The sequence below is a fragment of the Mycobacterium sp. 23 genome (assembly GCF_048287075.1).
Classification (GTDB): domain Bacteria; phylum Actinomycetota; class Actinomycetes; order Mycobacteriales; family Mycobacteriaceae; genus Mycobacterium; species Mycobacterium gordonae_B.
Window position 1 is genome coordinate 1,073,785 of the sequence record NZ_JBLVUX010000005.1, and the last position, 24,359, is coordinate 1,098,143.

Here is a 24,359-nt window from a genome sequence, read left to right on the forward strand (position 1 = left end):
TGCAGAAACCGGGGCACGGCCTGACCGGTGACGGCACCGTGATTTAACGGTCACAACGTGTGACGAGGGCTAAACCATCCCGAACGTCACCATTTGGAAACGGCACGGTGCGGCGCCGTTCGCGTCTTGGATCGGCGTCTAACAATCGAGCCGGTCGTCCGGATACGACCAGACGGATCTGCTGGAGCGCGAATGAAGGAGCTGACGTTGATGACGATCTCCGATCGATTCAACCTCAAGGTAATTGCTGCCGCCGCGGGGTTGTGCGGCGCCGCATTGTCACTGAGCCCGACTGCGGTGGCCGTGCCGCTGAAGACGGGTGGCTACGCGTGCATCCAGGGAATGTCGGGCACCGCCGGTGTCGCGGACGGCGCGCCCGCCGGGGTCGCCGGAGCCGGTGCCCCCGGCGCGGGCCCAGCCGGTGCGGCAGGCGCGGGCGGAGCGCCGGCGTGCTGCGCGTATGGCGGCCCGGCAGCGGGCGCGGCAGGCGCTCCGGCAGCTGGTGGAGCCGCAGGCGCAGGCGGAGCGCCGGCCGGCGGCGGACCCGCCGCCCCCGCCGGTGGACCTGCACCCGCCGCCGGCGCAACACCTGTGGAAAACTGCGGCCCGGCGAGTGCACCCATCACCGGCATGTCCGGTGTCGGTGCTCCCGTCGTAGTGCCCGGACCGGTGGGCGCGGCAGCGGTGCCGGCGGTCGCGCCGGTGGTGGTGCCCGGACCGATAGCGGCCCCGGTGCCCGTCGGAGCCCCGGTCCCCGTCGGCGCCCCCGTGCCCATCGGAGCCCCGGTCCCCGTCGGCGCACCCGTGCCCATCGGCGCACCCGTGCCCATCGGCGCACCCGTGCCCATCGGCGCACCCGTGCCCATCGGCGCACCCGTGCCCATCGGCGCACCCGTGCCCGTCGCGGGACCCGTGCCGGTCGCCGGACCCCTCCCCGTCGGCGCGCCGGTTGGCGCGCCGATCACCACCATGTCCGGAACCGGGAAGGGCGCACCGACCGGTCCGGCGCCGGCGAACGGACCCGTGGCCGGCCAGCCGGTGATGCCCGGCCCGACCGGCTGACGTCTCAGCAGAGGCAGCGCTGAGGTAACCAGGTCACGTCGTCCGCAACCAGCGCAGCGCTGATTCGGCGGCGTGGTAACCGCACAGCCCGTGGATGCCGGCTCCCGGCGGCGCCGACTGCGAGCAGAGGTACACCCCCGGCACTCCGATCCGATAGGGATCGAGCGCGATCCGCGGCCGGAACAGGATCTGCAGCTTGTCGTTGGCGCCGCCGATGATGTCGCCGCCGATGTAACTGGCGTTGCGGGCCTCCAGGTCGGCCGTGCCGGTGCTGACCGTGGCGACGATGCGGTCGCGGAAACCCGGCGCGAACCGCTCTATCTGGTCCACGATCGCCGCGGTCGCGTCACCGGTGTACCCGAAGGGCACATGCGCATAGGCGTAGATCGGGTTGATGTTGCCCGCCGAGCGGGACCGGTCGGCCAGATACTGCTGCCCGAGCAGCACAAACGGGCGCTCCACCATGGTGCCCTGGGCACGACGGCGTTCGGTGTCGGCGATCTCCTCGAAACTGCCGCCGAGATGCACGGTTCCCGCCCGGGCGCAGTCCGGGTTCGTCCAGGGAATGTCGCCCTCGATGGCGAAGTCCACTTTGAACGCCGCGGAACCCTCGCGGTAGCGGCGGTAGGACCGTTTGATCCGCGTGGGCATCGCGTCGCCATAGATGGCCAGTACCTGCGCGGGGCTCAGGTCGAGCATGACGATGTCGGCGTTCGGGATGTCGCGGCGACTGGTGACCTTGACGCCGGTGGTGACCTGGCCGCCCTCGGCTTCCAGCGCCGCACCCAGCGCCCTGGTGATCGCACCGGACCCGCCTTCGGCGACCGGCCACCCGTAGCGATGTCCGCTGGCCAGGATCATCAACCCGAGGGAGGCGGTCAGCGGGCGGTCCAATCGGGTGAAGGCGTGCGCGGCCGCGCCGCCGTAGAGGGCGCGCGCCTGCTCGGTGCGGAAGTAACCGGCCACCGCGGTGGCGGGCAGCACCGCGCGGGGACCGAACAACGCGAGGCGCACCGGATGCCGCGGAATGTTGATTACGGGGCGCAGCAGATCGTCCGCCAGATCGTCGAAGCCCTTGGCCAGTCCGCCCACCGCCGCCCGCCAACGCCGCCGATCGGCGCCCAATCCCTTGGCAGTTTTGGCAACCGACTGATAGAGCACGCCGGCAGACCCGTCGTCGAGTGGGTGCGCGCAGTCGGCCTCCGGCCATTTCCAGGTCAGTCCGTAGCTGAGGAGATCAATCTCCTTCCAGAACGGGGATCCGACTCCCAGCGGGTGGAAGGCCGAGCAGTGGTCGTGGATGACGCCGGGCACCGTCAGTTCCCCGGAGCGCACTCCCCCGCCGATGGTGTCCTGGGCTTCCAGCACGTGCACGTCGACGCCCTGCCGGGCGAGGTGAATGGCCGCGGCAAGCCCGTTGGGGCCGGCGCCGACGACGACGGCTTTGTTTTTCGATGCTTTGGTCATGAGGTTCCGTGCACGACAGGTTCGGTCGTGACATGCACCGGGAATTCGTCGCCCGGTTCCGGCCACGGTTGCCGGCTCAGCATCTCGCTGACGTCGACATAACCGGATTCGATGAGACCGGTCTTGGCATCGACGATCCGGTACCACTGCTTCTGAATGTGGATCGGCTGACCCTCGAGGACGATGACACGGACATCGCCGTCCTCGAAGTTGCAACGCCGCTGCAGGGCCTCCAACAACTGCTCGTTGTGCAGGTGGCCTTCGCCGAAGTTCCACCCGACGAGTGGACCGGCGACGATTTCGCCGTCCCGCACCCGGTAGTCGGCCTCATTGCCGATCGCCCGGGGTAGCAGGCCGTTGAGCGCGCGGCCGTGTGTGTGCATCGCCCGGAACGCCCCCACTTTGTCCGACATCACCTCGGCGGTCGCCGCGCCGTACAGCTTGGTGAGCTGATTGACAACCAGCGCAGAGCTTTTGACCACGTCGGCTTCGATCTTGTCCTCGGCGCCCGCGCGGAAGCACCACGTGCTGGTGGCCCAGTTTCCGGCGTAGTAGCGCATCGCGGGCAGGAACGAAATCTTCTCGGGGAAAAGGTTTCCCACGATGACGATGACGACCGCGATCGCGATCATGGCCAGCAGCAGCGGTGATCTCAGGTCGGTGGCGCGGATCGCGCCGTAATGCCCGAACAGATAGAACAGCGAGAAAATGAAAAAGACGTTCCATTCCAACGGAACCCCCATCGGGAGGTTGGACAGGATGTTGAGGTGGAAAATCACCATGAACCCGATCAGGAACCAGCGCCACGGGTGATCGCCGGCGAAGAACACCAGCACCGTTGGAACGATGAATTCCGCTGTGGTGCCGCCGACGTGGGCCATCATCTTCGGTAACCAGGTGGGCCGCAGATCGTTGACGTGGTCGCGGTAGAGCAGGTGTTTGACCGGCAGGAACAACCGGCTGCGCAGCAGCGCGTTGTTGCTCGTCATCACCGCCACCACGTAGGGGAAGTGGTGGTTGAGTTTGGAGGTGGCCGCGCCCCACCAGAGGAAGAGCATGATGATCTTGAACGCGGCGATCTGGTCGGTGAACGGGAAGAAGAACACGAACAGCTTCAGCCAGTAGTGTTCGCCGCGGGCGGCAAGAAAGATGGTCTTGTCGCGTAAACCCAGCAACGCCAGGGCGACGATCGTCGGAATCACCAGAACCGGGTTGATCAATCCGACGTCACCGGCGCCGGTCACCGGTCCGCCGTGCCCCGGCGACAACAGCGCCCACACCGCGCTGCCCAACACGATGGCGTACAGCGCGACGTCGACGAGGGAGCGGGAGTCGCCGCGGGTCAACGGCACCTTGTCGGGCCACGCCGGCAGCCGGATTGTCTTGGGACGCAACCAGTACAGCACGCCACCGATCGGCGGCATGAAGCGTCCGGTGAGCGGCCCGGACCCGCAACCGAGCCCGAGGACCTCGAAGAGCAGGGTGAAGATGATGACCTTCTGGTACACGATCGGTTGCGTCCACCACTGTGCGATGTGGCTCAGCCCGCCCAGACCGGGCGTCAGCGCGATGATCGCCGCCGGAGCAGCGATATACAGGCCGATCTTGATCAGGTACAGCAGGTACACCGCGTACGGTGTGCCGAAGCCGTTTTCCGCCCAGTGCCGGGTGACGACCTGCAGTCGCGTTGCCCGTGGCAGCGTCAGCCAGGTGTCGTGATCGACGTCGGGAAGGTCCGGTGAGATGAATCCCATGGCTGGCCCCATTCCAGGAGGGAGCGTTTCTGGCCAGTCCAATGTATCGGCACGATGCGGCCCACCCGAAGGCCTATCGCCCGAGCCCTTGGAAGCCCGACCCCGAACCGGTCAAAGACATTGCCACAGAGGGTGATTCACCGAAGCACCGGACCTCCCGCGCCTTCTGGGCCGGACAGCGCCGGCCGGTCGCCCGGCCGGACGCGCTGAACCGCCCCGGAAGCCTGCCAGCGGGAACGCCATCCGCGCGACCCCTCAGCGCGCACGGATGGCCTGCCCGCCGCCCCCAGCGACCGCCTGCGGTCGCTTGGCGAACACCGCGGACGCTGCGCGACTCTCGGAGCCCGCAGACGTTCGATCAGCTCGTCCAGCAGTTTTCGGTCCTGGCGCTGCATCCCTAGAAACCGCCGAAGATCGCGTACCTGGTCCGGACGGCCCTCGGTCTCAGCCACAATGATCGCCCGCTGATAAATGTCCATCTGCAGATTGGTTCGCTTGCAGATCTGGGTGATCAGGCGCAGCACACAATCGGCCTGGCTGCCGTGGACTGCGGGCCGCTCCATGTGTGCCTCTTTCGGTTGGCGCTTGACGTGGGCAAACGCTAACCCGGCAAGGCTGTCGCCCCGCTATGCGCCGAAACCGAAGCTGGCTAGTACTTTTGTGCGCGCAGCACAGCCGGGGCCATCCACCGGCAGGCCTCCAGCGCGGTCTGGACTCTGAACACCGCATCGGGATCATCGAAGTTCTGGCCGCAGAGCTCCATCGCTTGACCGACCCGGTACTGAATCGTATTGCGGTGCAGGATCATTGCGTCCGCAGTGGCCACGTAGCTGCGGTTGCGGAGCAGGAATTCGCGCAGTGTTTCACGCAGCCATTCGTTGCGCTCGTCGGCACCGGCAAGATCGCCGAGAACCTCGCCGACGAACCGCCGCAACTCGTCGACGTCAGCGGCCATCAGCGCCACCGGCGCCACGTCGTCGTAGAAGACCACCGGGCAGCTGTGGCGGTCCCCGCCGGCCAGCACCACCGTCTTCACCAGCTCCGCTTGCCTCATCGATGCCCGGAAACCACGCAGCCCGTCACCGGACCGGCCACAGGCCACCCGCGCCCCGATACACGCCGACTCGAAAGCCCCGCGGATGCTCGGCAGATCGGGGGCACCGGCGACCGAGAACCACAACCGCGCCTCCCGCTCGTCGGTCGGCACCAGCAACGACCGGCCGGCCGCGTCCAGCTCGGCCGCCATCAGGCAGCGCACCTCGTCGAACCGGGCCACCACCTGGTCGATGGGCACCGCGTCATCCACCCAGACCACGGCGGCCACGTGGCGGCCGTCAAGCCCGTAGCGCAGCACCTTTTCCGCACGCTGCACGTCCACCGGGGTACCGGCCAGCACCTCGCTGACCCAGTGCTGCTGCATACCGCCACGCCGGCTCAGCCAGCGGTCGTGCTCCTCCTCGTAGGCGAGGATCATCTGGTCGGCCACCAGATCGACGACGCGGGCCGCGCGGTTCACCAGGGCGATGATCGTGGGCACCTGCTGGTGCGGCTCCAGCCGCGACACGTACTGCATCGCCACTTCCAGGAACCGCGCATGCCCCAGCCGGTGCGCCCGAACCAACGGCGCCAACGGAATATCCCGCTGCGCGGATGCCCGCGCGTACGCCAGTGCGGCGGCGGGAGCCTCGAGCAGCGCCGTCGGCGCATCCCGTTCCAGGTAGTGCACCGCGGCGACGAAGTTCTCGGTGAGGCTTGCGTGCCACAGTTCCAGCATTCGCGGATCGTGCTTGAGCCCCTGGATCTCGCCTTTCATCATGTCGAAGAGCTCGGCGGTGAAGGTGTCGCGAATGGCGTCCATCTGCCGGGCGATCAGCGAAACGCACCCGGAGTCGGGGGTATTTCCCGTTTCGGCCACCATGGGTGTCCCTCCTACAGCAGCGTGAACCTGGAACCCAAGCACACTGTGCACCTTCGGGGGCTTGCACGCGGCGGTTTCGCTCACTATGCCGCCACACAGGCGCGGAGGCGGTCGCTACGATCTGAGGGACTCGACGGCAAGGGAGCCTCAGTGAGCAACGAGAACGACGACCCGACTCGGGGCGATATCGCGAAGTTCGATCCGGGAATGACCCGACGCATGATCAGCGTCATGCGGCCAGTCCTGAAGACCTACTTCCGATCCGAGGTGCGCGGCCTCGACGGATTCCCGCCCGGCGGAGCGCTGGTGGTCGGCAACCATTCCGGCGGCCAGTTTCCGATGGACGTCCCGATCTTCAGTACCGACTTCTACGACAAGTTCGGTTACGACCGGCCCGTGTTGACGTTGAGCCACGACATTTTGTTCATGGGGCCTACGGCGGACTTCTTCCGCAAAACCGGGTACATCCGCGCCAACCGGGAGAACGCTGCTGCGGCACTGCGCTCCGGTGGCGTGGTCGTCGTCTTCCCCGGTGGCGACTACGACGCCTACCGCCCGACAGCGGCGGAGAACGTCATCGACTTCAATGGCCGCAAGGGGTATGTCCGCACCGCCATCGAGGCGGGTGTTCCCATCGTCCCCATGGTGGGCATCGGCGGTCAGGAGACCCAGCTGTACCTCACTCGCGGCACCTGGCTGGCCAGGAACCTGGGCATCAAGAGATTGCTCCGCAGCGACATCCTGCCGCTGTCCTTCGGGTTTCCGTTCGGGTTCAGCGCCGCCATACCGCCCAATCTGCCGCTGCCCGCCAAGATCGTCATGCAGGTGCTCGAACCTATCGACATCGCAGCACAATTCGGCGAAGACCCGGACGTCGACGAAGTCGACGAGCATGTCCGGTCGGTCATGCAGGAGGGGCTCAACGAGCTCGCCGCCAATCGTCGATTCCCGATTGTGGGCTGAGCCATGGCATCTCGTCTCGAAGAGGGCCTCGCAGAGATGCTGGGCGTGGTCTCCACCCTGCGCCGTGCCGGCATGATCGCGCCGATGCGACCTGACCGCTATGTGCGGGTGGCCGTCGCTATGGCCCGAGAGGGCATTGGTTTCACTTCGGGTTTCGCGGGTGCGGCGCAGCGCTGCCCCGACCGCCCCGGCCTGATCGACGAACTCGGCACCCTGACGTGGCGTCAACTCGACGAACGTGGCGACGCATTCGCCGCCGCACTGCAGGCCCTGCCGGGTGGGCCGCCGAAAGTCGTCGGCATCATGTGCCGCAATCACCGCGGTTTCATCGATACGCTCCTGGCGGCCAACCGGGTCGGTGCCGATGTCCTGCTGCTCAATACTTCCTTCGCCGGGCCCGCGCTGGCCGAGGTGGTCAGCCGCGAGGGCGTCGACGCGATCGTCTACGACGAAGAGTTCACCCCGACCGTGGATCGCGCGCTCGCCGACGCGCCGAACGCCACCCGGATCGTGGCCTGGGCCGACGAATTGCACGAGGTGACGGTCGAGAAGCTCATCTCATCCCACACCGGGCAGCGGCCCCAGCGCACCGGCGGCAAGAGCAAGTTGATCCTGCTCACCTCCGGAACCACCGGAACGCCGAAGGGCGCCAAGCATTCCGGCGGCAGCGGAGGGATCAAGACACTCAAGGGGGTGCTGGACCGGACGCCGTGGCGGGCCGAGGAGCCGATCGTGATCGTGGCACCGATGTTCCACGCCTGGGGATTCTCGCAGTTGGTACTCGCGTCGTCCCTGGCATGCACGGTGGTCACCCGGCGCAAGTTCGATCCGGAGGCGACGCTGGCCCTGATCGATCGGCACCAGGCGACCGGCCTGGCGGTGGTGCCGGTGATGTTCGACCGCATCATGGAGCTGCCCGACGAGGTTCGAAACCGCTACAGCTGCAAATCTTTACGGTTTGCCGCGGCATCAGGATCGCGGATGCGGCCCGACGTCGTGATCGCGTTCATGGACCAGTTCGGCGACGTGATCTACAACAACTACAACGCCACCGAGGCGGGCATGATCGCGACCGCGACTCCGGCGGACCTGCGCGCGGCACCCGACACCGCGGGAAAGCCGGCAGACGGCACCCAGATCCGGATCCTGGACTCCGATTTCAAGGAGATGCCCACCGGTGAGGTCGGCACCATCTACGTGCACAACGGTAGCCAGTTCGACGGCTACACATCAGGCAAGACCAAAGACTTTCATGCCGGCTACATGTCTTCGGGCGACGTCGGATACCTCGACGCCAACGGCCGGCTGTTCGTGGTGGGCCGCGACGACGAGATGATCGTGTCCGGCGGAGAGAATATCTACCCGATCGAGGTGGAGAAGACGCTGGCAGCCCACCCGGAGGTGGCCGAGGCGTCGGTGATCGGGGTGGACGACGAGCAGTACGGCCAGCGGTTGTCGGCGTTCGTGGTCCTGGAGCCGGGCGCCTCGGCAACGGTCGAGACACTCAAGCAGCACGTCCGGGACAATTTGGCCAACTACAAAGTGCCACGCGAGATCACCGTGCTCGACGAGCTCCCGCGCGGTAGCACCGGCAAGATTCTGCGCAACGAGCTCAAGGCCCGGTTGGGAGACTCATGAACCTCCGACCCCTGCTCCGGCGACTGCGCCGCCCCCGGCCGCTGACCCGGGCATCAGTGGAATTGGTCAACGCCGCCAATGGCCTACATCCGATCACCCGTAACCCGTATGCGTCACCGACGGTGTTCTGGTTCGGGTGGCCCACCTCCGAGGTGCCCGGCCTGTACGCCTCGGTGTCCGCGCTGGACGCAGTGCGCCGCGGCCTGCGGGGCGATTTCGCGGGGCCGAAAGGCAAAGTGGCGCTGGCCATGACGGCGGCGTCCTGGGCAATTCTTGCCGTCATCCGTTACCGCGGCATCACGACCCCCGGCCCGATCCTGGAAGCCGGGCTGACCGAGCAACTCGGACCCGACTACGCCGACCAACTCAAGGCCCTGCCCACCGAACCGACCCGCCGCGGGCGGCGCAATCTGCCACTGCGCACCACGGTGGCGCGGCGGCGCTTCGTCGACAAGCAGAACATCGTCTCCTACGGCCCGCACGGCCGAGCGAACCTCGCCGACATCTGGCGCCGCAAGGACCTGCCGCTCGATGGCAAAGCGCCTGTCCTGCTGCAGATTCCAGGTGGCGCCTGGATGATCGGCTGGCGCCGGCCACAGGCGTACCCGTTGATGAGTCACCTGGTGGCGCGTGGCTGGGTCTGCGTGTCGATGAACTACCGCGTGTCCCCGTGGCACACCTGGCCCGCCCACATCGTCGACGTCAAGCGCGCGCTGGCCTGGGTCAAGGAGAACATCGCCGCCTACGGGGGAGATCCGAATTTCGTTGCGCTCAGCGGCGGTTCGGCCGGCGGTCACCTGACCGCCCTGGCCGCCCTGAGCCCCAACGACCCGAAATTCCAGCCGGGCTTCGAGGACGCCGACACTTCGGTGATGGCGGCCGTCCCGTTCTACGGCCGCTACGACTGGTATTCCACCGAGGAGCCGGGACGCGCGCAGTTCGTGCAGGTGCTTGAAAGGCTGGTCGTCAAGCACAAACTCGACACCCACCGGGAGATCTACGAAGAGGCCTCCCCGCTGCGGTACGTGCATGTGGACGCGCCGCCGTTCTTCGTCCTGCACGGCACCGATGACTCCCTTATCCCGGTTGCCGAGGCGCGGGAGTTCGTCGAGGAGCTGCGGTCGGTGTCGAAGGCGCCGGTCGCCTACGCCGAGTTGCCCAACGCCCAGCACGCCTTCGACATCTTCGGCTCCCCGCGCGCGAACAAGGCCGCCGAGGCGGTCGCCCGGTTCCTGTCGTGGGTCTACGTCACGAACTATTCCGGCGACCGCTAGGGCTCACCCCGTTTCAAAGTCCGGCGGCGCGTTCCAGCTCGGCCAGGGCCGGTTCGATGGCATCGGCCATCTCGTCGATGTCGTTGGCCACTTCGGGCGTCGTCACGAACCCGAAGTCCAGGAACTTCTGGTAGGAGAAGCAGGTGATGTTGAGCGCGACGTCCATCACCGGCGGCCCTAGCGGAACCAGCGAGTCGAGTTTGGCCCCGGCCATGTACAGCGGGATGGGCGGGCCGGGCACGTTGGAGACGACCAGATTGATCGGCGCGAGGTTGTGCGACAGACCGCTGGCGGTGTAGGCCCGCGCGGCCAGCTGCAGCAGCCCGGGCGGCGTGGTCTCGGTCAGGCCCATAATCTGGTGCGCCGACAGCGCTTTCGCCATTTCCTTGGCGTTCTGGGTACTCTCGTGAATGGCCTTGAGCCGCTCGGCCGGGTCGTCGATGTCGGTGGCCAGGGACGCCGTCATCGAGCTGATCTGGTTGCCGACGTCGGACTTGTTCTCCTCGGTGCGGGTGGATACCGGAATCTGGGCGATCAGCGGCTTGTAGGGCAGCTCGTCCCGCTTCTGCAGGTACTCGCGCGCGGCGCCGGCCACCAGCGCGAGCACCACATCGTTGAGCTTGACCCCGAAGGCGTCTTTGACCGCCTTGACCCGGTCCAGTTCCACCCGGCAACCGGTGATGCGCCGGTGCGGTGACACCTGCGCGTTGAACCGGGTCTTGGGAGCGTCGAAGTAGCGTGGCGGACGGGCGCCCACGCCCAGCGCGGCGATCTGCTGACGCACGGTCTGCTCGAGCAACCGGGCGATGCGGAACGGCGTCATGATGCCGACGTTGATCAACGCGCCGAGCGCACGTCGCTCCAGGCCCGGGATGGTGAACCCGACGAATCCGACCGTTTCCTTCTGCGGCTCGCGAGGTTCGGGCGTGATGTCCAGCAGGATCTCACCCAAGCCGGCGCCCGAGACGCCGTCGACGATGGCGTGGTGCATCTTGGTCAGCGTGGCGATGCGGCCCCCCTCGACACCTTCGATGACCCACAGTTCCCACAGCGGGCGGGAACGGTCCAACTTGTAGGACATCAACCTGCCGACGAGTTCCTCGAGTTCGCGCCGGCCGCCAGGAGCCGGCACACCGATGCGCCGGACGTGGAAGTCGATGTCGAGTTCTTCGTCCTCGACGAACCACGGCCGGTCCAGCCCCAGCGGAGCGCCGGTCACCCGCCAGCGCAGCTGCGGGATCTCGGGGAGGCGTTCGATGAGCAGTTCACGCAGGCGCTGAAAGCTGTAGTCGGGCGCCTTTCTGGGGTCGCAGATCGCCAGGGCACCGACATGCATGTGCCAGCCGGCGGTTTCGGCCGACCAGAACGCAGCGTCAACACTCGAGAGCCGTTTCATCCCACGACCGTAGCCCGCAGCCACCTTCCGAAGCCAATACTTCTTTCTCAGAGCGCGCGTCAGTCATGCCGAGCAGACGCAAACTCGCACAAGAACAACTGGTTTTGTGCGAGTTCGCGTCTGCTCGCAAGCGGGAGGTGCCCCCAGCTCGCGGGACTGGGCGGCTTAGGCGTCTTCGAGGAGGTCGGGGGTCACCGCGGATTCGGTGTCGGGAATCCCGTCCACTTTCGCCTTGCGATCGGCCATCGACAGCAGACGCCGAATACGCCCTGCCACCGCATCTTTCGTCATCGGCGGGTCGGCGAGCCGACCGAGTTCCTCCAGTGACGCCTGCCGGTGTTCGACGCGCAGCTGGCCCGCGGTGGCCAGGTGGTCGGGCACCGTGTCGCCGAGAATCTCCAGCGCGCGCTCCACGCGGGCGGCGGCGGCCACGGCGGCGCGCGCCGAGCGGCGCAGGTTGGCGTCGTCGAAGTTGGCCAGCCGGTTGGCCGTGGCGCGAACCTCCCGGCGGAGCCGCCGCTCCTCCCAGACCAGCCGGGTGTCCTGGGCGCCCATCCGGGTGAGTAGGGCGCCGATCGCCTCGCCGTCGCGCACCACCACCCGGTCGGCGCCGCGCACCTCGCGGGCTTTGGCGCTGACCCCGAGTCGGCGCGCCGCACCGACCAGCGCCAGCGCCGCCTCCGGCCCGGGACAACTCACCTCCAGGGCTGATGACCGGCCCGGCTCGGTCAACGACCCGTGCGCCAGGAAAGCTCCCCGCCAGGCGGCCTCGGCGTCCGCGATGCTGCCGCCGACGACCTGCGCCGGCAACCCGCGTACCGGACGTCCGCGCATGTCAAGCAGGCCGGTCTGGCGCGCCAGGGCCTCGCCGTCGTTGGCCACCCGCAACACGTATCGGGTGTTCTTGCGGATTCCACTGGCCGACAACACATGCACCACCGCGTTGTAGCCGTAGAGGTCGAAGATGTCCTTGCGCAGCCGCCGCGCGATGCTGCCCAGATCGACCTCGGCCTCGACGACGACCCGGCCGGCCACGATGTGCAGCCCGCCGGCGAACCTCAGCAGGGACGTGACCTCCGCCCGTCGCGCGCTGACCGACTTGACCACCAGGCGACTCAGCTCGTCCTTGACTTCGGTCGTCATCGCCACGCGTCGTCACCCCTCGGTCGTGCACCGTCGATCGGTATCTCTTCTGTGGCCTTCACCGCGGGCGCCGCCGGATCCTTTTGCACACGCACCCCGTCCAGGACTGCCGCCAGCTTGCCCGGGTCATGTAAAGGTGTACCAGGTCGAGCCACGTCGGCGAAGTGGACCTCGGCCTGCAGCAGTGTGGCGGTGCGTCGGAGTTGGTCGCGTTCGCGGTCGCTGGGCACTCGTTCGGCGTCGATGATGATGTCGTCCACCGTGAACCCGGGCGCATGCTGGGCCAGCACGTGCAGATGGCGTTCCACCGAGAAGCCGGCCGTCTCCCCCGGCTCGGCGACCAGGTTCAGCACCAGCGCCTTGCGGGCCTCGGTGGCCTGCAACGCCTGCAGCAACCCGGGCACCATGACGTGCGGGATCACGCTGGTGAACCAGGAGCCCGGACCCAGCACCACCAACTCGGCCGACATGATGGCGTCGACGGCCTGCCGGGTGGCCGGCGGATCGGCCGGCAGCAACCGCACCCGGCGCACCTTGCCCGGCGTCGATGCGATGGCGACCTGACCGCGGATCACCCGGAACATGCGCGGGTCCGATTCCAGCCCGGACACGTCCGCCTCGATCTGCAGGGCGATCGGGCACATCGGCAGCACCCGTCCCTTCACGCCCAGGATGCGCCCGATCTCGTCGAGGGCGGCGACCGGGTCGGCCAGCAGCTCAGACATCCCGGCCAGCAGCAGGTTTCCGATCGGGTGCCCGGCCAGCGCACCGCTACCGCCGAACCGGTGTTGCAGGATGGTCGCCCACAACCGGCCGTGGGGGCTGTCAGATGCCAACGCGGCCAACGCCATTCGCAGGTCACCCGGCGGCACCACGTCCAGCTCGCTACGCAGCCGGCCCGACGAACCGCCGTCGTCGGCGACGGTCACGATCGCGGTGACGTGCGGTGTCAGCCGGCGCGCCGCCGACAGCGTCGCGTACAGGCCGTGGCCGCCGCCGAGCGCGACGATGTTCTCCGTCATTCGCGGCCCAGATCCCGGTGCAGCGCCCGCACCGTCAACTGCGGATCCGAGCGCAACAGGCCCATGAGTGCCTCGGCAATCGCCACGCTGCGGTGCTTGCCCCCGGTGCAGCCGATGGCGACCGTCATGTAGCGCTTCCCCTCCCGCCGATAGCCGTCGACCACCAGCGACAGCAGACGATGGTAGGTCTCGAGGAAGTCGGCCGCGCCAGGTTGGCTCAGCACGTAGTCACGGACCGGTTCGTGTTGGCCGGTCAGCGGACGCAACTCGTCCACCCAGTGCGGGTTGGGCAGGAACCGGACGTCCATCACCATGTCGGCGTCCATCGGCAGGCCGTACTTGAAGCCGAACGACTCGACCGTGACGCTCGTGGTTGCGCCGCCGTTGCCTCCGAAGGCCCGCTCGATGCTTTCCCGCAGGCCGCGCACCGACAGGGTGGACGTGTCGATGATCAGGTCCGCGGTGGCGCGCACCGGGGCCAGCATCCGGCGCTCGGCGGCGATGCCTTCGGCGAGTGTCTGTTGGCCCTGCAGCGGATGGCTGCGCCGGTTGTTCTCGTAGCGGCGCACCAGCATGTCATCGGAGGCCTCCATGAACACCACCCGGGGCGTGATGTTGCGGGTGGCCAGTTCGTTGCGGACCTCGTCCAGGTCGCCGGTGAAGCCGCGGGATCGGACATCCATGACGACCGCCAGCTGGGTGATCCGCGATCCGGCGGCCAACCCGAAATCCACCATGCGGGTGATCAATTGGGGCGGCAGATTGTCGGCCACATACCAGCCGAGGTCTTCGAGCACCTTGGCCGCCGTACCGCGGCCGGCACCCGACAACCCCGTCACCAGAACGACGTCGATGCCGGCGGTGTTGTCGCTGTTCGTCATTCCGAAGCTCCCGTCGCGTCAGGCCGTAGTGCCTCGAGTACGGCGGTGGCGGTGGCGACGCCGATACCCGGAACGGCGGTGATCTGGTCGACGGTGGCCTCCTTGAGGCGGGCTATCGATCCGAAGTGGGTGACCAGTGCCTTGCGCCGGTGCTCGCCCAATCCCGGCACGGAGTCCAGCGCCGAGGCCGTCATTCGCTTGGATCGCTTGCTGCGATGGTATGCGATGGCGAAGCGGTGCGCCTCGTCGCGCACCCGCTGCAGCAGATACAGACCCTCGCTGTTGCGGGGCATGATGACGGGGTCGGGCTCGGCGGGCACCCAGATCTCCTCCAGGCGCTTGGCCAGGCCGATCACCGCGACGTCGGTGATGCCCAGCTCGTCCAGTACGGCGCTGGCGGCGTTGACCTGCGGGGCGCCGCCGTCCACCACATACAGATTCGGCGGATAGGCAAACCGGCGCGATTTGCCTTCCGCGGTAAGCACATTGGGGTCGCTCTGGTCACTGAGATGCCGTAGGAACCGGCGGCGCGTCACCTCGGCGATGGAGGCCACGTCGTCCGAGCGTCCCTGGCCCGCGGCCTCGCGGATGCCGAAGTGCCGATAGTCCGACTTGCGCGGCAGCCCGTCCTCGAAAACCACCAGCGAGCCGACGACGTCGGTGCCCTGCACGTGGCTGATGTCGACGCACTCGATGCGCAGCGGGGCTTCGGCGAGGCCGAGCGCATCCTGAATATTCTGCAGCGCAGCCGATCTCGCGTTGAAATCACCGGCCCGCTTCAATTTGTGTTGCTGCAGCGCCTCTTTCGCATTGCGTTCCACCGTTTCGGCGAGCGCCTTCTTGTCACCGCGCCGCGGCACCCGCAGGGTGACCTTGGCGCCGCGCAGGCCGGACAGCCAACTGGCCAGCTCGTCGTGGTTGGAGGGCAGGCAGGGCACCAGCACCTCGCGCGGCACCGGGTTGACGGCCTCGTCGGCGGAACCACCGAGTTCGGCCTGCTCGCCGTAGAACTGGGTCAGGAATTGTTCGACCAGCTGTTCGGCACCGGAATCGCCGGGATCGCCGGACTTTTCGACGATCCAGCCGCGCTGACCGCGCACCCGTCCCCCGCGGACGTGAAATACCTGCACGGCGGCCTCGAGATCGTCGTCGGCGAAGGCGACCACGTCGGCGTCGGTGCCGTCACCGAACACCACGGCCTGCTTTTCCATGGCCCGCCGCAGCGCGCCCAGGTCATCACGTAACCGGGCGGCCCGTTCGAAGTCCAGCTCGGCGGATGCGGCGTGCATCTGTTGCTCGAGTTCGCGCGCGAAGCGTTCGGTCTTGCCGGACAGGAAGTCGCAGAAGTCCAGGATGATCTGACGGTGCTGCTCGGCGCTGACCCGCCCGACGCAGGGCGCCGAGCACTTGTCGATGTAGCCGAGCAGGCAGGGACGGTCGATCTGGTTGTGCCGCTTGAAGACTCCGTTGGAACAGGTGCGGGCCGGGAAGACCCGGGTGAGCAGGTCCAGAGTTTCGCGGATCGCCCACGCGTGCGAGTACGGCCCGAAGTACCGCACCCCCTTGCGCCGCGGCCCGCGGTAGACCATCAACCGCGGGTACTCCTCGTTGAGGGTGACGGCGAGTACCGGGTACGACTTGTCGTCGCGGTAGCGAACGTTGAAGCGCGGGTCGAACTCCTTGATCCAGTTGTATTCCAGCTGGAGAGCCTCGACCTCGGTGTTGACCACCGTCCACTCGACCTTGGCCGCGGTGGTCACCATCTGCCGGGTCCGTGGGTGCAGTCCGGCGATATCGGCGAAGTACGACGTCAGCCGGCTGCGCAAGCTCTTGGCCTTGCCGACGTAGATGACGCGCCCGTGGGTGTCCCGGAACCGGTAGACGCCCGGCTCGACCGGGATGGACCCGGGCGCAGGACGGTAGGTAGCGGGATCTGGCACGTGTCCAGGCTAGTGGTCGCCGGAATCGCGGCAGGGCATAGGGATCGGCGCCGACGGCTCGTGAGCGGCGGCGGACGGCGTCACCGGGGGCAGCGCCTCACGACACGGGCGCGAACACCTGCCAAACACCAGCAAAGCGCGCCTGAATTTATTATTTTGAAAGTTGCCATAGGGGGCAGGCACGGGGACTCGCGGGGGGTCAGATGTCGTTTTTCGCTGTCATGCCAGCGTTGCTGGCTGGCGCAGCCGCCGACGTTGACGGCATCGAATCGCTGCTTCTCAGGGCCAATCGGGCCGCTGCCGCGTCCACCACCGAGGTGCTGACCGCAGCCGGCGACGAGGTATCCGTCGCGATCGCCCGGCTGTTCTCCGCACACGCCCAGGAGTACCAGGCACTGAGCACCCGAGCGGCGGACTTCCATACCGAACTGGCACGCACGCTGAACGCGGCCGCGACCCAGTACGCGGCCGCCGAGGCCGCGGCCGCTGCGGATCTGTCGGCCCAGAGCATCGAGCAGGGGCTGCTCGACATCGTCAATCTGCCCACGAACCTGCTCGTCGGACGGCCGCTGATCGGAGATGGCGCCAGCGGGACGACGAACGCGCAGGGCGTCGGAACGCCAGGTGGTGGCGGCGGCCTGTTCTTCGGCAACGGCGGCAGGGGCGGTGACAGCATCGCGGTGGGAGTCGTCGGCGGCGCCGGCGGTCCGGCCGGGCTACTCGGCACCGGCGGCACCGGAGGCATGGGCGGCTTCGGCGCCCCCGGTGGGGCCGGCGGCACCGGAGGGTGGCTGTACGGCAACGGCGGCACCGGCGGCATCGGTGGTCCGTTCAGCGTCGGCGGTACGGGCGGCAGTGCGCTGCTATTCGGAGCCGGCGGGACCGGCGGGCTGGGCGGGGTACTCGGCGGTGCCGGCGGTGTGGGTGGTCGTGGTGGGTGGCTGATCGGAGATGGGGGCGCCGGCGGCACCGGCGGCGTTTCCGGCGGGCCTGGCGGCGTCGCCGGCGGTCCGGGCGGCGCCGGTGGCGCCGCCACGTTGGGCTCGCCCGGTGCTCCCGGTGCCACAGGCGGCGCACCCGCGATCCCGGTGCTGGTGGACCACCAGATACACCGACCGTATGTGAACGTGTCCATCGGTGGCGGCCCGATTTCCCAGGTGGTTCTCGACACCGGGTCGGTGGGCCTGATCGTTCCGCCGCAAGACGTGAACTTCGCGTCCCTCGGCCCCGTCACTCACTCGGGGTACAGCATCACCTACGGCGACCTCGCCAATCAGATCACCGAAACTTACGACACCTATGCGACGACGGTGAATTTCGGAAACGGGATCATCACCGCGCCCACCAGCATCGGGGTGATCACATCCGTCGCGCAGACGGTCAACGGCGTGACCACCATTCTCCCGACATCAGCAGGGGTGCCTGTGCTCGGTATCGGAGCAACCCAGTTGGGCGGGTCACCCATTGCCGGTCCGGTACAGGCACTCCCGGGCACATTGAGCCAGGGCATTCTGATCAACGAGCCCGCGGGACTCGTTCAGTTCGGCGCCAACCCGGGCACCGCGTTCGCCGTCTCGAACGGCGCTCCGATCACCAACCTGCTGGTGAGCGTCAACGGAGGCATTCCCCTGCCCGTGTTCGGCGCGATCGTCGATACCGGTGGCCTATCGGGTCTCCTGCCCTTCTACCTCGGGACCGGGGCTGTCGACGGATTGGTACCGGCCGGAACCCAACTGACGTTCTACAACGACGGCGGCGTGCCGCTGTATCAGCAGACCGTCGGCGCCGGCTCCGACGCGCCGCGCGTCGGGTTCTTGAGTATGAATACCGGCAACACTCCCTTTGAACTGATGCCGATCTATTTCTCGTACAGCACGCCGTCGGGAACGATTTTCTACAATCGCTAGGCGGTGCGACGGCTCAACTGCGCCTTGCGAATTGGTGCCCACTCGGCCATCGGGAAACCCGGCGCGGCATCGCACGCAGTGATCAGTAAAACTGCTTTGGTCTCCGCGATCAGGCCGTAGCTGCAGGTCCAGTCCGGACGACCCATGCTCCAAGTCATGATGTCGTCCTGCGGTGAGCCGAACTCGGTGACTTGCATCGGCTCGAAATCCCCGCGTGGGCTTGACCCCACCGCGTCACCCCGGCAGTCGGAAACGTCGCCGAATGCCTTCCAGGCCACCCCATAGGGTCGCAGTTCGTAGTCGTACACGCTGATCGATTCGGCGTACCGCTTCGCATCGCCGAAGGTGTAGGCCGACTCGCCGTAGTCACTGGCATCCGATGGCCGCAGCGGCGACCTCCGGAAGAGCAGCGCCGCCGTGCATTCCTTCGGCCGGACGCTGGTGAAGTAGTCGTCCCCCACGGGAGCCGAGCGGGCCGGCCCCCATGGCGTTTCGTCTCCATCCGCCAGCAGTAGTTCGCGCGCGGAGGGTGGGCGAGCTGATTGGCCTTTCGCTCGCACCGCATGCCCGTCCACCGATAAGGTGCAGCCGGCCGAGACAGTGGCGGCGAGGCAGAGCATGAACGCCGCCCGGCGTCGCCCACCAGCTGCCATCAGCGCGCGTGCAGGTCCGGGCGGTAGCGGGCCAGCTGCTCGCGAACGGCATCCATCGCGCGCACGGCGCGTTCCTTATCCACCGCCTGAATCGCCATGATCGGGATGTATTCGTCGTCGGGCAGGTCGACCCGGGCCCATCGGCTGCCTACCGGAAAGGACACACCGACCACGTCGGCCCACGGAATGAGTTTGTCGCTGAACACATTACGTACCGAGAGCCCGGACGCGCCGACCCGCAACCGGGGCCTCGTGAACAGCAGGGCCAGGCCGGCCAGAACCACCCCCAGCACGCCCATCGCCACCTGGTCGGCCGTCTGGAAGACGACGCCGCTGGAGCCGATCTTGAGCACCAGGCCGATCGCGATGTGAGCCACCACGAGTACCACCGCCGCGGCATAGGCGAACTTCGGGGTCAGGTGGGCGCGGCAAACCAGGTCCCAATCACCGGATTCTGATTTCGTCACGATTGAGCGCGCAGGTCGCGCAGGGTCAACGCGGTGGTCAGGGCCGCCGCGGCCGCCTGCGCGCCCTTGTCTTCGGCGGACGACGGCAGGCCGGCGCGATCCAGCGCCTGCGCCTCGGTATTGGTGGTCAGCACCCCGTTGGCGACCGGGGTCGACGCGTCCAGCGAAACTCGGGTCAGGCCCTGGGTCACCGCGTCGCACACGTAGTCGAAGTGCGGTGTCTCACCGCGGATCACCACGCCGAGCGCAACGACGGCGTCGTGGTTGCGGGCCAATTCCTGGGCGACGACCGGGATCTCGATCGCGCCGAGTACCCGGACCACCGTCGGAGTGTCGATTCCGGAGTCGGTCGCCACCTTGCGGGCACCCGCCAGCAGTGCGTCGCAGATCTTGTCGTGCCAGGTGCTGGCGACGATCGCCAGCCTGAGACCCGACGCGTCGAGTACCGGCATCTCCGGCACGCCGGCGCCTCCGCTCACAGAGCACCGCCGCTCATAGCGCCCCACCGAATTCACCTGGCAGATGTACTGATTCGTGGAAATCATCCAGCCCGGCCAGGTCGTGGCCCATCTTGTCACGCTTGGTCATCAGGTAGCGGATGTTCTCCGCGTTGGCGCGCACCGGCAGCGGCACCCTCTCGATGATGTGCAAGCCATAGCCGTCCAGGCCGACACGCTTGGCCGGGTTGTTGGTCAGCAACCGCATCGAGCGGACGCCGAGATCCACGAGTATCTGGGCGCCGATACCGTAATCCCTTGCGTCGGCTGGCAATCCGAGCTTGAGATTGGCGTCCACGGTGTCTTCGCCGGCGTCCTGCAGCTGATAGGCCTGAAGCTTGTGCATGAGCCCGATCCCGCGGCCCTCGTGTCCGCGCATGTACAGCACCACACCGCGTCCCTCACGGGCCACCATGGCCATCGCGGCGTCCAGCTGCGGCCCGCAGTCGCAGCGACGCGACCCGAACACGTCGCCGGTGAGGCATTCCGAGTGCACGCGCACCAGCACGTCATCACCCTCACCCATGGGCCCGACGATGTCGCCGCGGACCAGCGCGACGTGTTCGACGTCCTCATAGATGCTGGAGTATCCGATCGCGCGGAACTCTCCGTGCCGGGTCGGGATCCGGGCCTCGGCGATGCGCTCGATGTGCTTCTCGTGCTTGCGGCGCCACTCGATCAGGTCCGCGATGGTGATCATCGCGAGCCCGTGTTCGTCGGCGAACACCCGCAACTCGTCGGTCTGGGCCATCGCGCCCTCGTCTTTTTGGCTGACGATCTCGCAGATCGCGCCCGCCGGTTGCAATCCCGCCATCCGGGCCAGGTCGACCGCGGCCTCGGTGTGCCCGGGCCGGCGCAACACCCCGCCGTCCTTGGCGCGCAGCGGAACGACGTGTCCGGGCCGGGTGAAATCCGCGGCGATGCTGGCCGGGTCGGCCAGCAACCGCATTGTGGTGGCCCGGTCCGATGCCGAAATCCCGGTGCCCACACCGATCCTGGCGTCGACGGTGACCGTATATGCCGTGCCGTGCTTGTCCTGGTTCACCGCGTACATCGGCAGCAGGCCCAGCCGGTCACAGATCTCACCATCCAGCGGGACGCACAGATAGCCCGACGTGTAGCGGACCATGAAGGCGACCAGTTCGGGGGTGGCCTTCTCGGCCGCGAAGATCAGATCGCCTTCGTTCTCGCGTTCCTCGTCATCGATGACGACGACGGCCTTGCCCGCCGCAATGTCGGCAACCGCCCGTTCGACGGAGTCCAACCTCGTCATCTTCGTTTCCTCACCTGGCTGCTGTTGCTCTCAAGTATGAACCACCGCAGCCCGCCAGTTATTGCCCGTGCTCGTTGAGCGGTCAGCAACTATATGCCGGTTGGCCGTACCTGCACCCCGTGACCTGGGCAGACGGCTTGCGGCTTGATACCCGTCCAGCAGACCAAAATTATTTGCTGCAATTCTCGCTAAATAGCGTTTACGTGCAGATTTACGAGACTCTTTGTTAGCCACGATACTCCCGGCGACTCCGCCGTTCCGTCAGCCCCTGGGCCGGTCCCACCGATCGGTCACTGCCACTTCCGACAGCGGTTTACGCCGCACCCGGTGGTGTCCACCTTTGGGCCAGCCCACCGTCAGCAGCGCGGCCATCATCCAGTCATCGGGTATTCCGATGGCTGACCGCAAGTCGTCTTCGCAGAATTTGTGCCACAACGTGATGGCCGCACCAAGGCCCTGCGCTCGCGCCGCCAGCAGGAAGTTCTGCACGGCGGGGAAGATCGAGCCCCCCTGCTGCAATTCGGTGGCGCCTGGTTGCGGCTGAACGCAGAACAGCACGAGCACGGGCACCGCGCCCCCCGTCTCCATGTGCTCGGCCATCGTACGCAGCACGCGTGATCTGGGGTCGTTGGCTGCCTCTTCAGGCATTGAGATCCGATAGAAGTCTGTCATGACGTTCCATGTCTTGTGGGCGGCGGCGGTCACCACGTCCCGGACACGGTCCGATCCCAGCACCACGAACTTCCACGGCTGCTGATTACCTCCGGAGGGCGCCCAGCTTACGGCGCGCAGGCAGCTGTCGATGATGTCGTCGGACACCGGCTTGTCGCGGTAGCGGCGCACGGCCGACGCCGTGCGCATGACCTCCCAAAGATCCGCTGGCGCCGACTCTGTACTCACGGTCTGGCCGCCGTAGGCAACATGCCCCGCCATGTGCCGCCACGCACGGGTCCGGTGACCAGGGGCAGATCGAGGGTGGAGAGCAGCCCGGGCGGGGCGGCCATTACCGCCGGGATGGCGTTCAGTTCGCGCATGACGGTCGCGTACGTGAGACCGCGCATGTTGTTGCCGCGGCCGTGCATCTCGATGTCGACGGTGTAGGTGGGCAATCCGTCGACGATGACCCGGTAGCCACCGTGCGGCGACGGGTGCCGCGGCCAATCGGGCGCGGCACCTTCACCCATCCGCGTGATGTGTTCCAGCACAACCCGCTCCGCACCGTCCACCATGCCGGCGAGCTTGAACCGCATTCCGCCCACGGTTCCGGGTTCGATCCATCCCGAAGCGACCTGGTATCGCGACGTGGCCAGCCACTTATGGATCGTCGTCTGCACCCCGTCGAGGGGCAGACCAACGCCATCCGCGACCAGATGTACGACGGGAGACCACAGTGCGGCCAGGCGATCCGGGTCGAACAGCGGGGCCGGATGATCCGGCGGATGCCCGAAACCCATGAAGTCGAACATGATGTCGGGTTGATTGATCGGGCCGTAGTCCAACATCTCGAGCATGGTGATGCTGTCTACGACACTGCTGAAGCCGGTCATCGTTAGCGCAATCACGTCGTTCGCCCATCCTGGATCGACGCCGCTGTTGAAAAAGCTGGCACCGCCTTCGGCACACGCGTTCTCCAGCAACTCCACGGTCTCCGCGTCGGCGGCCGGCGGGTAACACAGGGGCACCAATGAGGTGCACACGACGTGTTTACCTGCACGCAGGCAGCGCGCGATATCCAACGCCGCGTCGTGGTAGCGATAGTCACCGGATGCGAAATACGCCACCACGTCGGCATCGCCCGACAGCGCGACTTCGATGTCACGGGTAGCGATGACTCCCGTCAGAGGCATGCCGCAGAGTTCGCCGGCGTCCTTGCCCTCCTTGGCTTCTGCGTGTACCACCACGCCGGCCAGTTCGAGTCCCGGGTGTGCAATGACAGCGCGTAACGCCGCGACACCTACCTGGCCCGGGCCCCAAAGAATCACTCGTGGCTTCGGTTGACCGTTCGTCACCGACACCCCCTCGGCTCGCTATTGATAACACCATTCCCGAATTCAGACGAGCAGGGTCAGCCGGCAGCGGGGCCATATCTTGCATCGGCTGCGCGATCCAGAGCGGTGGCAGGGTCGCCGAAAACCATCCCCCAGCCGCGGACGCGGCGGTAATACAACTGGATGTCACACTCCATGCCGAATCCATACCCGCCATGGATGTGCAGGCTGCGTCGCGTCGCGTCGCGCGCCGTTTCATAGGCGAATGCGAAAGCCATCGCCGCCAGTTCGCGAACGCGCTCCGGGTCGTCCATGAACGCGCACGCCGCCTTCAACCCGAGCAGGCGCGCCCCGTCGGCTGCGGTGGCGCTGTCTGCCAAAGGGTGCGATACCGCCTGAAAGGTGCCGATCGGGGCGCCGAACGCATGGCGCTGTCTCGCGTACTCGACACCGATCTGCACGGCCTTCGTGGCCGCGCCCGTTAACGCGACAGCGGTCAGCGTGAGCCACAGGTCCAGCGCACCGGAGAAGAGGTCGCGTGCCTGCGCTTCGTCAGCCAGAACCACGAAGTCCTTCCCAATGGAGATGTCCGCCAGCGGCATTGAGGCGAGGTTGCCCACCACTGTTCGGTCACAACCGACAGGAATAGCGAGCAGTCGCCCGTCCACCAGGGCGATGACGTGGTCCGCCACGGCCCCGGAGGGCACCATCGCCAGACGACCGCCGCGCGCGGCACGCGGAGCGAACGTGACCAACAGGCCGCCGTCGAGGACTGCCGCCAACAGTCCGGTACCGGCATCGCCCGACTCTGCGAGTAGCCGCGCGGCAACCTGCGCTTCGATGACGGGCGCGGACCCGACGGCACGCCCGAATTGCTCGGCAAGCAAGCAGAGTTCCAATTCCGACGCGCCCCAGCCACCGGACGCCTCAGCGACGGCCATCTCCACCGCTCCCGTTTCCAGCAGCGCCTTCCACAACCGCACATCGAAGCCGATGGGCTCCGCAGCGCGAATGCGCTCCGAGGTCGACTCACGCGCGAACAATGCGGCAAACGAATCGGACAACTGCCGCTGCTCGCGCGTAAGCCTCAGATCCACGACCGTCAACATCCTTACG

The 24,359-nt window shown here is 67.3% G+C and carries 21 protein-coding genes; 5 read left to right on the top strand and 16 right to left on the bottom strand.

Features of this window, described 5'->3' with window-relative positions:
• Positions 1-210 precede the first annotated feature (210 nt).
• Positions 211-1,062 carry a beta-xylosidase gene (locus ACNQS7_RS06010; RefSeq protein WP_418011840.1) on the top strand — a complete coding sequence of 284 codons (852 nt, stop codon included), beginning with the start codon at positions 211-213 and terminating at the stop codon, positions 1,060-1,062.
• Positions 1,063-1,095: 33 nt separating this feature from the next.
• Here ACNQS7_RS06010 and ACNQS7_RS06015 read toward each other — a convergent pair whose 3' ends face one another.
• The 4 genes from ACNQS7_RS06015 to ACNQS7_RS06030 all read right to left on the bottom strand — a co-directional run bounded on the left by ACNQS7_RS06015 (position 1,096) and on the right by ACNQS7_RS06030 (position 6,201).
• A complete protein-coding gene (locus ACNQS7_RS06015; RefSeq protein WP_418011841.1) occupies positions 1,096-2,529 on the bottom strand; it encodes a phytoene desaturase family protein in 1,434 nt (477 codons plus the stop codon).
• Complete coding sequence (locus ACNQS7_RS06020; protein ID WP_418011842.1) at positions 2,526-4,283, bottom strand: DUF3556 domain-containing protein; 1,758 nt, start codon at positions 4,281-4,283, stop codon at positions 2,526-2,528. The genes ACNQS7_RS06015 and ACNQS7_RS06020 overlap by 4 nt, the downstream gene beginning before the upstream one ends.
• A gap of 137 nt (positions 4,284-4,420) precedes the next feature.
• Entirely contained in the window at positions 4,421-4,846 is a 426-nt protein-coding gene (locus ACNQS7_RS06025; protein WP_418011843.1) for a hypothetical protein, read from the bottom strand.
• Positions 4,847-4,932: 86 nt separating this feature from the next.
• The gene (locus tag ACNQS7_RS06030) at positions 4,933-6,201 is read right to left on the bottom strand and encodes a PucR family transcriptional regulator (RefSeq protein WP_418011844.1); all 1,269 of its coding nucleotides are present in this window, start codon (positions 6,199-6,201) and stop codon (positions 4,933-4,935) included.
• A 207-nt stretch (positions 6,202-6,408) separates the two neighbouring features.
• Here ACNQS7_RS06030 and ACNQS7_RS06035 point away from each other — a divergent pair, with 207 nt between their 5' ends.
• Genes ACNQS7_RS06035 through ACNQS7_RS06045 form a run of 3 tightly spaced genes read left to right on the top strand, consistent with a single transcriptional unit; the run spans position 6,409 to position 10,076 of the window.
• Positions 6,409-7,164 (top strand): 1-acyl-sn-glycerol-3-phosphate acyltransferase, encoded by a 756-nt coding sequence (locus ACNQS7_RS06035; RefSeq protein WP_418015901.1) that lies wholly within the window; start codon positions 6,409-6,411, stop codon positions 7,162-7,164.
• Positions 7,165-7,200: 36 nt separating this feature from the next.
• Positions 7,201-8,802 carry an acyl-CoA ligase FadD12 gene (gene fadD12, locus ACNQS7_RS06040; RefSeq protein ID WP_418015902.1) on the top strand — a complete coding sequence of 534 codons (1,602 nt, stop codon included), beginning with the start codon at positions 7,201-7,203 and terminating at the stop codon, positions 8,800-8,802.
• Positions 8,799-10,076 (top strand): alpha/beta hydrolase, encoded by a 1,278-nt coding sequence (locus tag ACNQS7_RS06045; RefSeq protein WP_418011845.1) that lies wholly within the window; start codon positions 8,799-8,801, stop codon positions 10,074-10,076. The genes fadD12 and ACNQS7_RS06045 overlap by 4 nt, the downstream gene beginning before the upstream one ends.
• A 13-nt stretch (positions 10,077-10,089) precedes the next feature.
• On the opposite strand, the gene ACNQS7_RS06050 is transcribed toward ACNQS7_RS06045, so the two are convergent.
• From ACNQS7_RS06050 to uvrC, 5 genes are all read right to left on the bottom strand, one after another.
• Positions 10,090-11,472: a WS/DGAT/MGAT family O-acyltransferase gene (locus ACNQS7_RS06050; RefSeq protein WP_306237242.1), complete on the bottom strand. Its 1,383-nt coding sequence runs from the start codon at positions 11,470-11,472 to the stop codon at positions 10,090-10,092.
• A gap of 165 nt (positions 11,473-11,637) precedes the next feature.
• On the bottom strand, positions 11,638-12,615 hold the full coding sequence (gene whiA, locus ACNQS7_RS06055; protein WP_055579598.1) for a DNA-binding protein WhiA: 978 nt from the start codon (positions 12,613-12,615) through the stop codon (positions 11,638-11,640).
• Complete coding sequence (locus ACNQS7_RS06060; protein WP_055579483.1) at positions 12,612-13,637, bottom strand: YvcK family protein; 1,026 nt, start codon at positions 13,635-13,637, stop codon at positions 12,612-12,614. Before ACNQS7_RS06060 ends, whiA begins: the two co-directional genes overlap by 4 nt.
• Positions 13,634-14,518, bottom strand: coding sequence for an RNase adapter RapZ (gene rapZ, locus ACNQS7_RS06065; RefSeq protein ID WP_418011846.1), 885 nt, complete (start codon positions 14,516-14,518; stop codon positions 13,634-13,636). Before rapZ ends, ACNQS7_RS06060 begins: the two co-directional genes overlap by 4 nt.
• A complete protein-coding gene (gene uvrC / locus ACNQS7_RS06070; protein WP_418011847.1) occupies positions 14,515-16,458 on the bottom strand; it encodes an excinuclease ABC subunit UvrC in 1,944 nt (647 codons plus the stop codon). The genes rapZ and uvrC overlap by 4 nt, the downstream gene beginning before the upstream one ends.
• A gap of 203 nt (positions 16,459-16,661) precedes the next feature.
• On the opposite strand from uvrC, the gene ACNQS7_RS06075 reads away from it, so the two are divergent.
• Positions 16,662-18,365, top strand: coding sequence for a PecA family PE domain-processing aspartic protease (locus ACNQS7_RS06075; RefSeq protein WP_418011848.1), 1,704 nt, complete (start codon positions 16,662-16,664; stop codon positions 18,363-18,365).
• Here ACNQS7_RS06075 and ACNQS7_RS06080 read toward each other — a convergent pair.
• From ACNQS7_RS06080 to ACNQS7_RS06110, 7 genes are all read right to left on the bottom strand, one after another.
• Positions 18,362-19,018 (bottom strand): hypothetical protein, encoded by a 657-nt coding sequence (locus tag ACNQS7_RS06080; protein ID WP_418011849.1) that lies wholly within the window; start codon positions 19,016-19,018, stop codon positions 18,362-18,364. The two genes, ACNQS7_RS06075 and ACNQS7_RS06080, sit on opposite strands and share 4 nt — an antisense overlap.
• A complete protein-coding gene (locus ACNQS7_RS06085; RefSeq protein ID WP_418015903.1) occupies positions 19,018-19,488 on the bottom strand; it encodes a PH domain-containing protein in 471 nt (156 codons plus the stop codon). Before ACNQS7_RS06085 ends, ACNQS7_RS06080 begins: the two co-directional genes overlap by 1 nt.
• Positions 19,482-19,964 (bottom strand): 6,7-dimethyl-8-ribityllumazine synthase, encoded by a 483-nt coding sequence (ribH, locus tag ACNQS7_RS06090; protein ID WP_055579489.1) that lies wholly within the window; start codon positions 19,962-19,964, stop codon positions 19,482-19,484. Before ribH ends, ACNQS7_RS06085 begins: the two co-directional genes overlap by 7 nt.
• 13 nt (positions 19,965-19,977) lie before the next feature.
• Positions 19,978-21,255, bottom strand: coding sequence for a bifunctional 3,4-dihydroxy-2-butanone-4-phosphate synthase/GTP cyclohydrolase II (locus ACNQS7_RS06095; protein ID WP_055579490.1), 1,278 nt, complete (start codon positions 21,253-21,255; stop codon positions 19,978-19,980).
• A 261-nt stretch (positions 21,256-21,516) separates the two neighbouring features.
• Positions 21,517-22,116, bottom strand: coding sequence for a nitroreductase family protein (locus tag ACNQS7_RS06100; RefSeq protein WP_418011850.1), 600 nt, complete (start codon positions 22,114-22,116; stop codon positions 21,517-21,519).
• Positions 22,117-22,151: 35 nt separating this feature from the next.
• Entirely contained in the window at positions 22,152-23,237 is a 1,086-nt protein-coding gene (locus ACNQS7_RS06105) for a dihydrodipicolinate reductase (protein WP_418015904.1), read from the bottom strand.
• 83 nt (positions 23,238-23,320) lie between these two features.
• Positions 23,321-24,340 (bottom strand): acyl-CoA dehydrogenase family protein, encoded by a 1,020-nt coding sequence (locus ACNQS7_RS06110; RefSeq protein ID WP_418011851.1) that lies wholly within the window; start codon positions 24,338-24,340, stop codon positions 23,321-23,323.
• Positions 24,341-24,359: the final 19 nt, after the last annotated feature.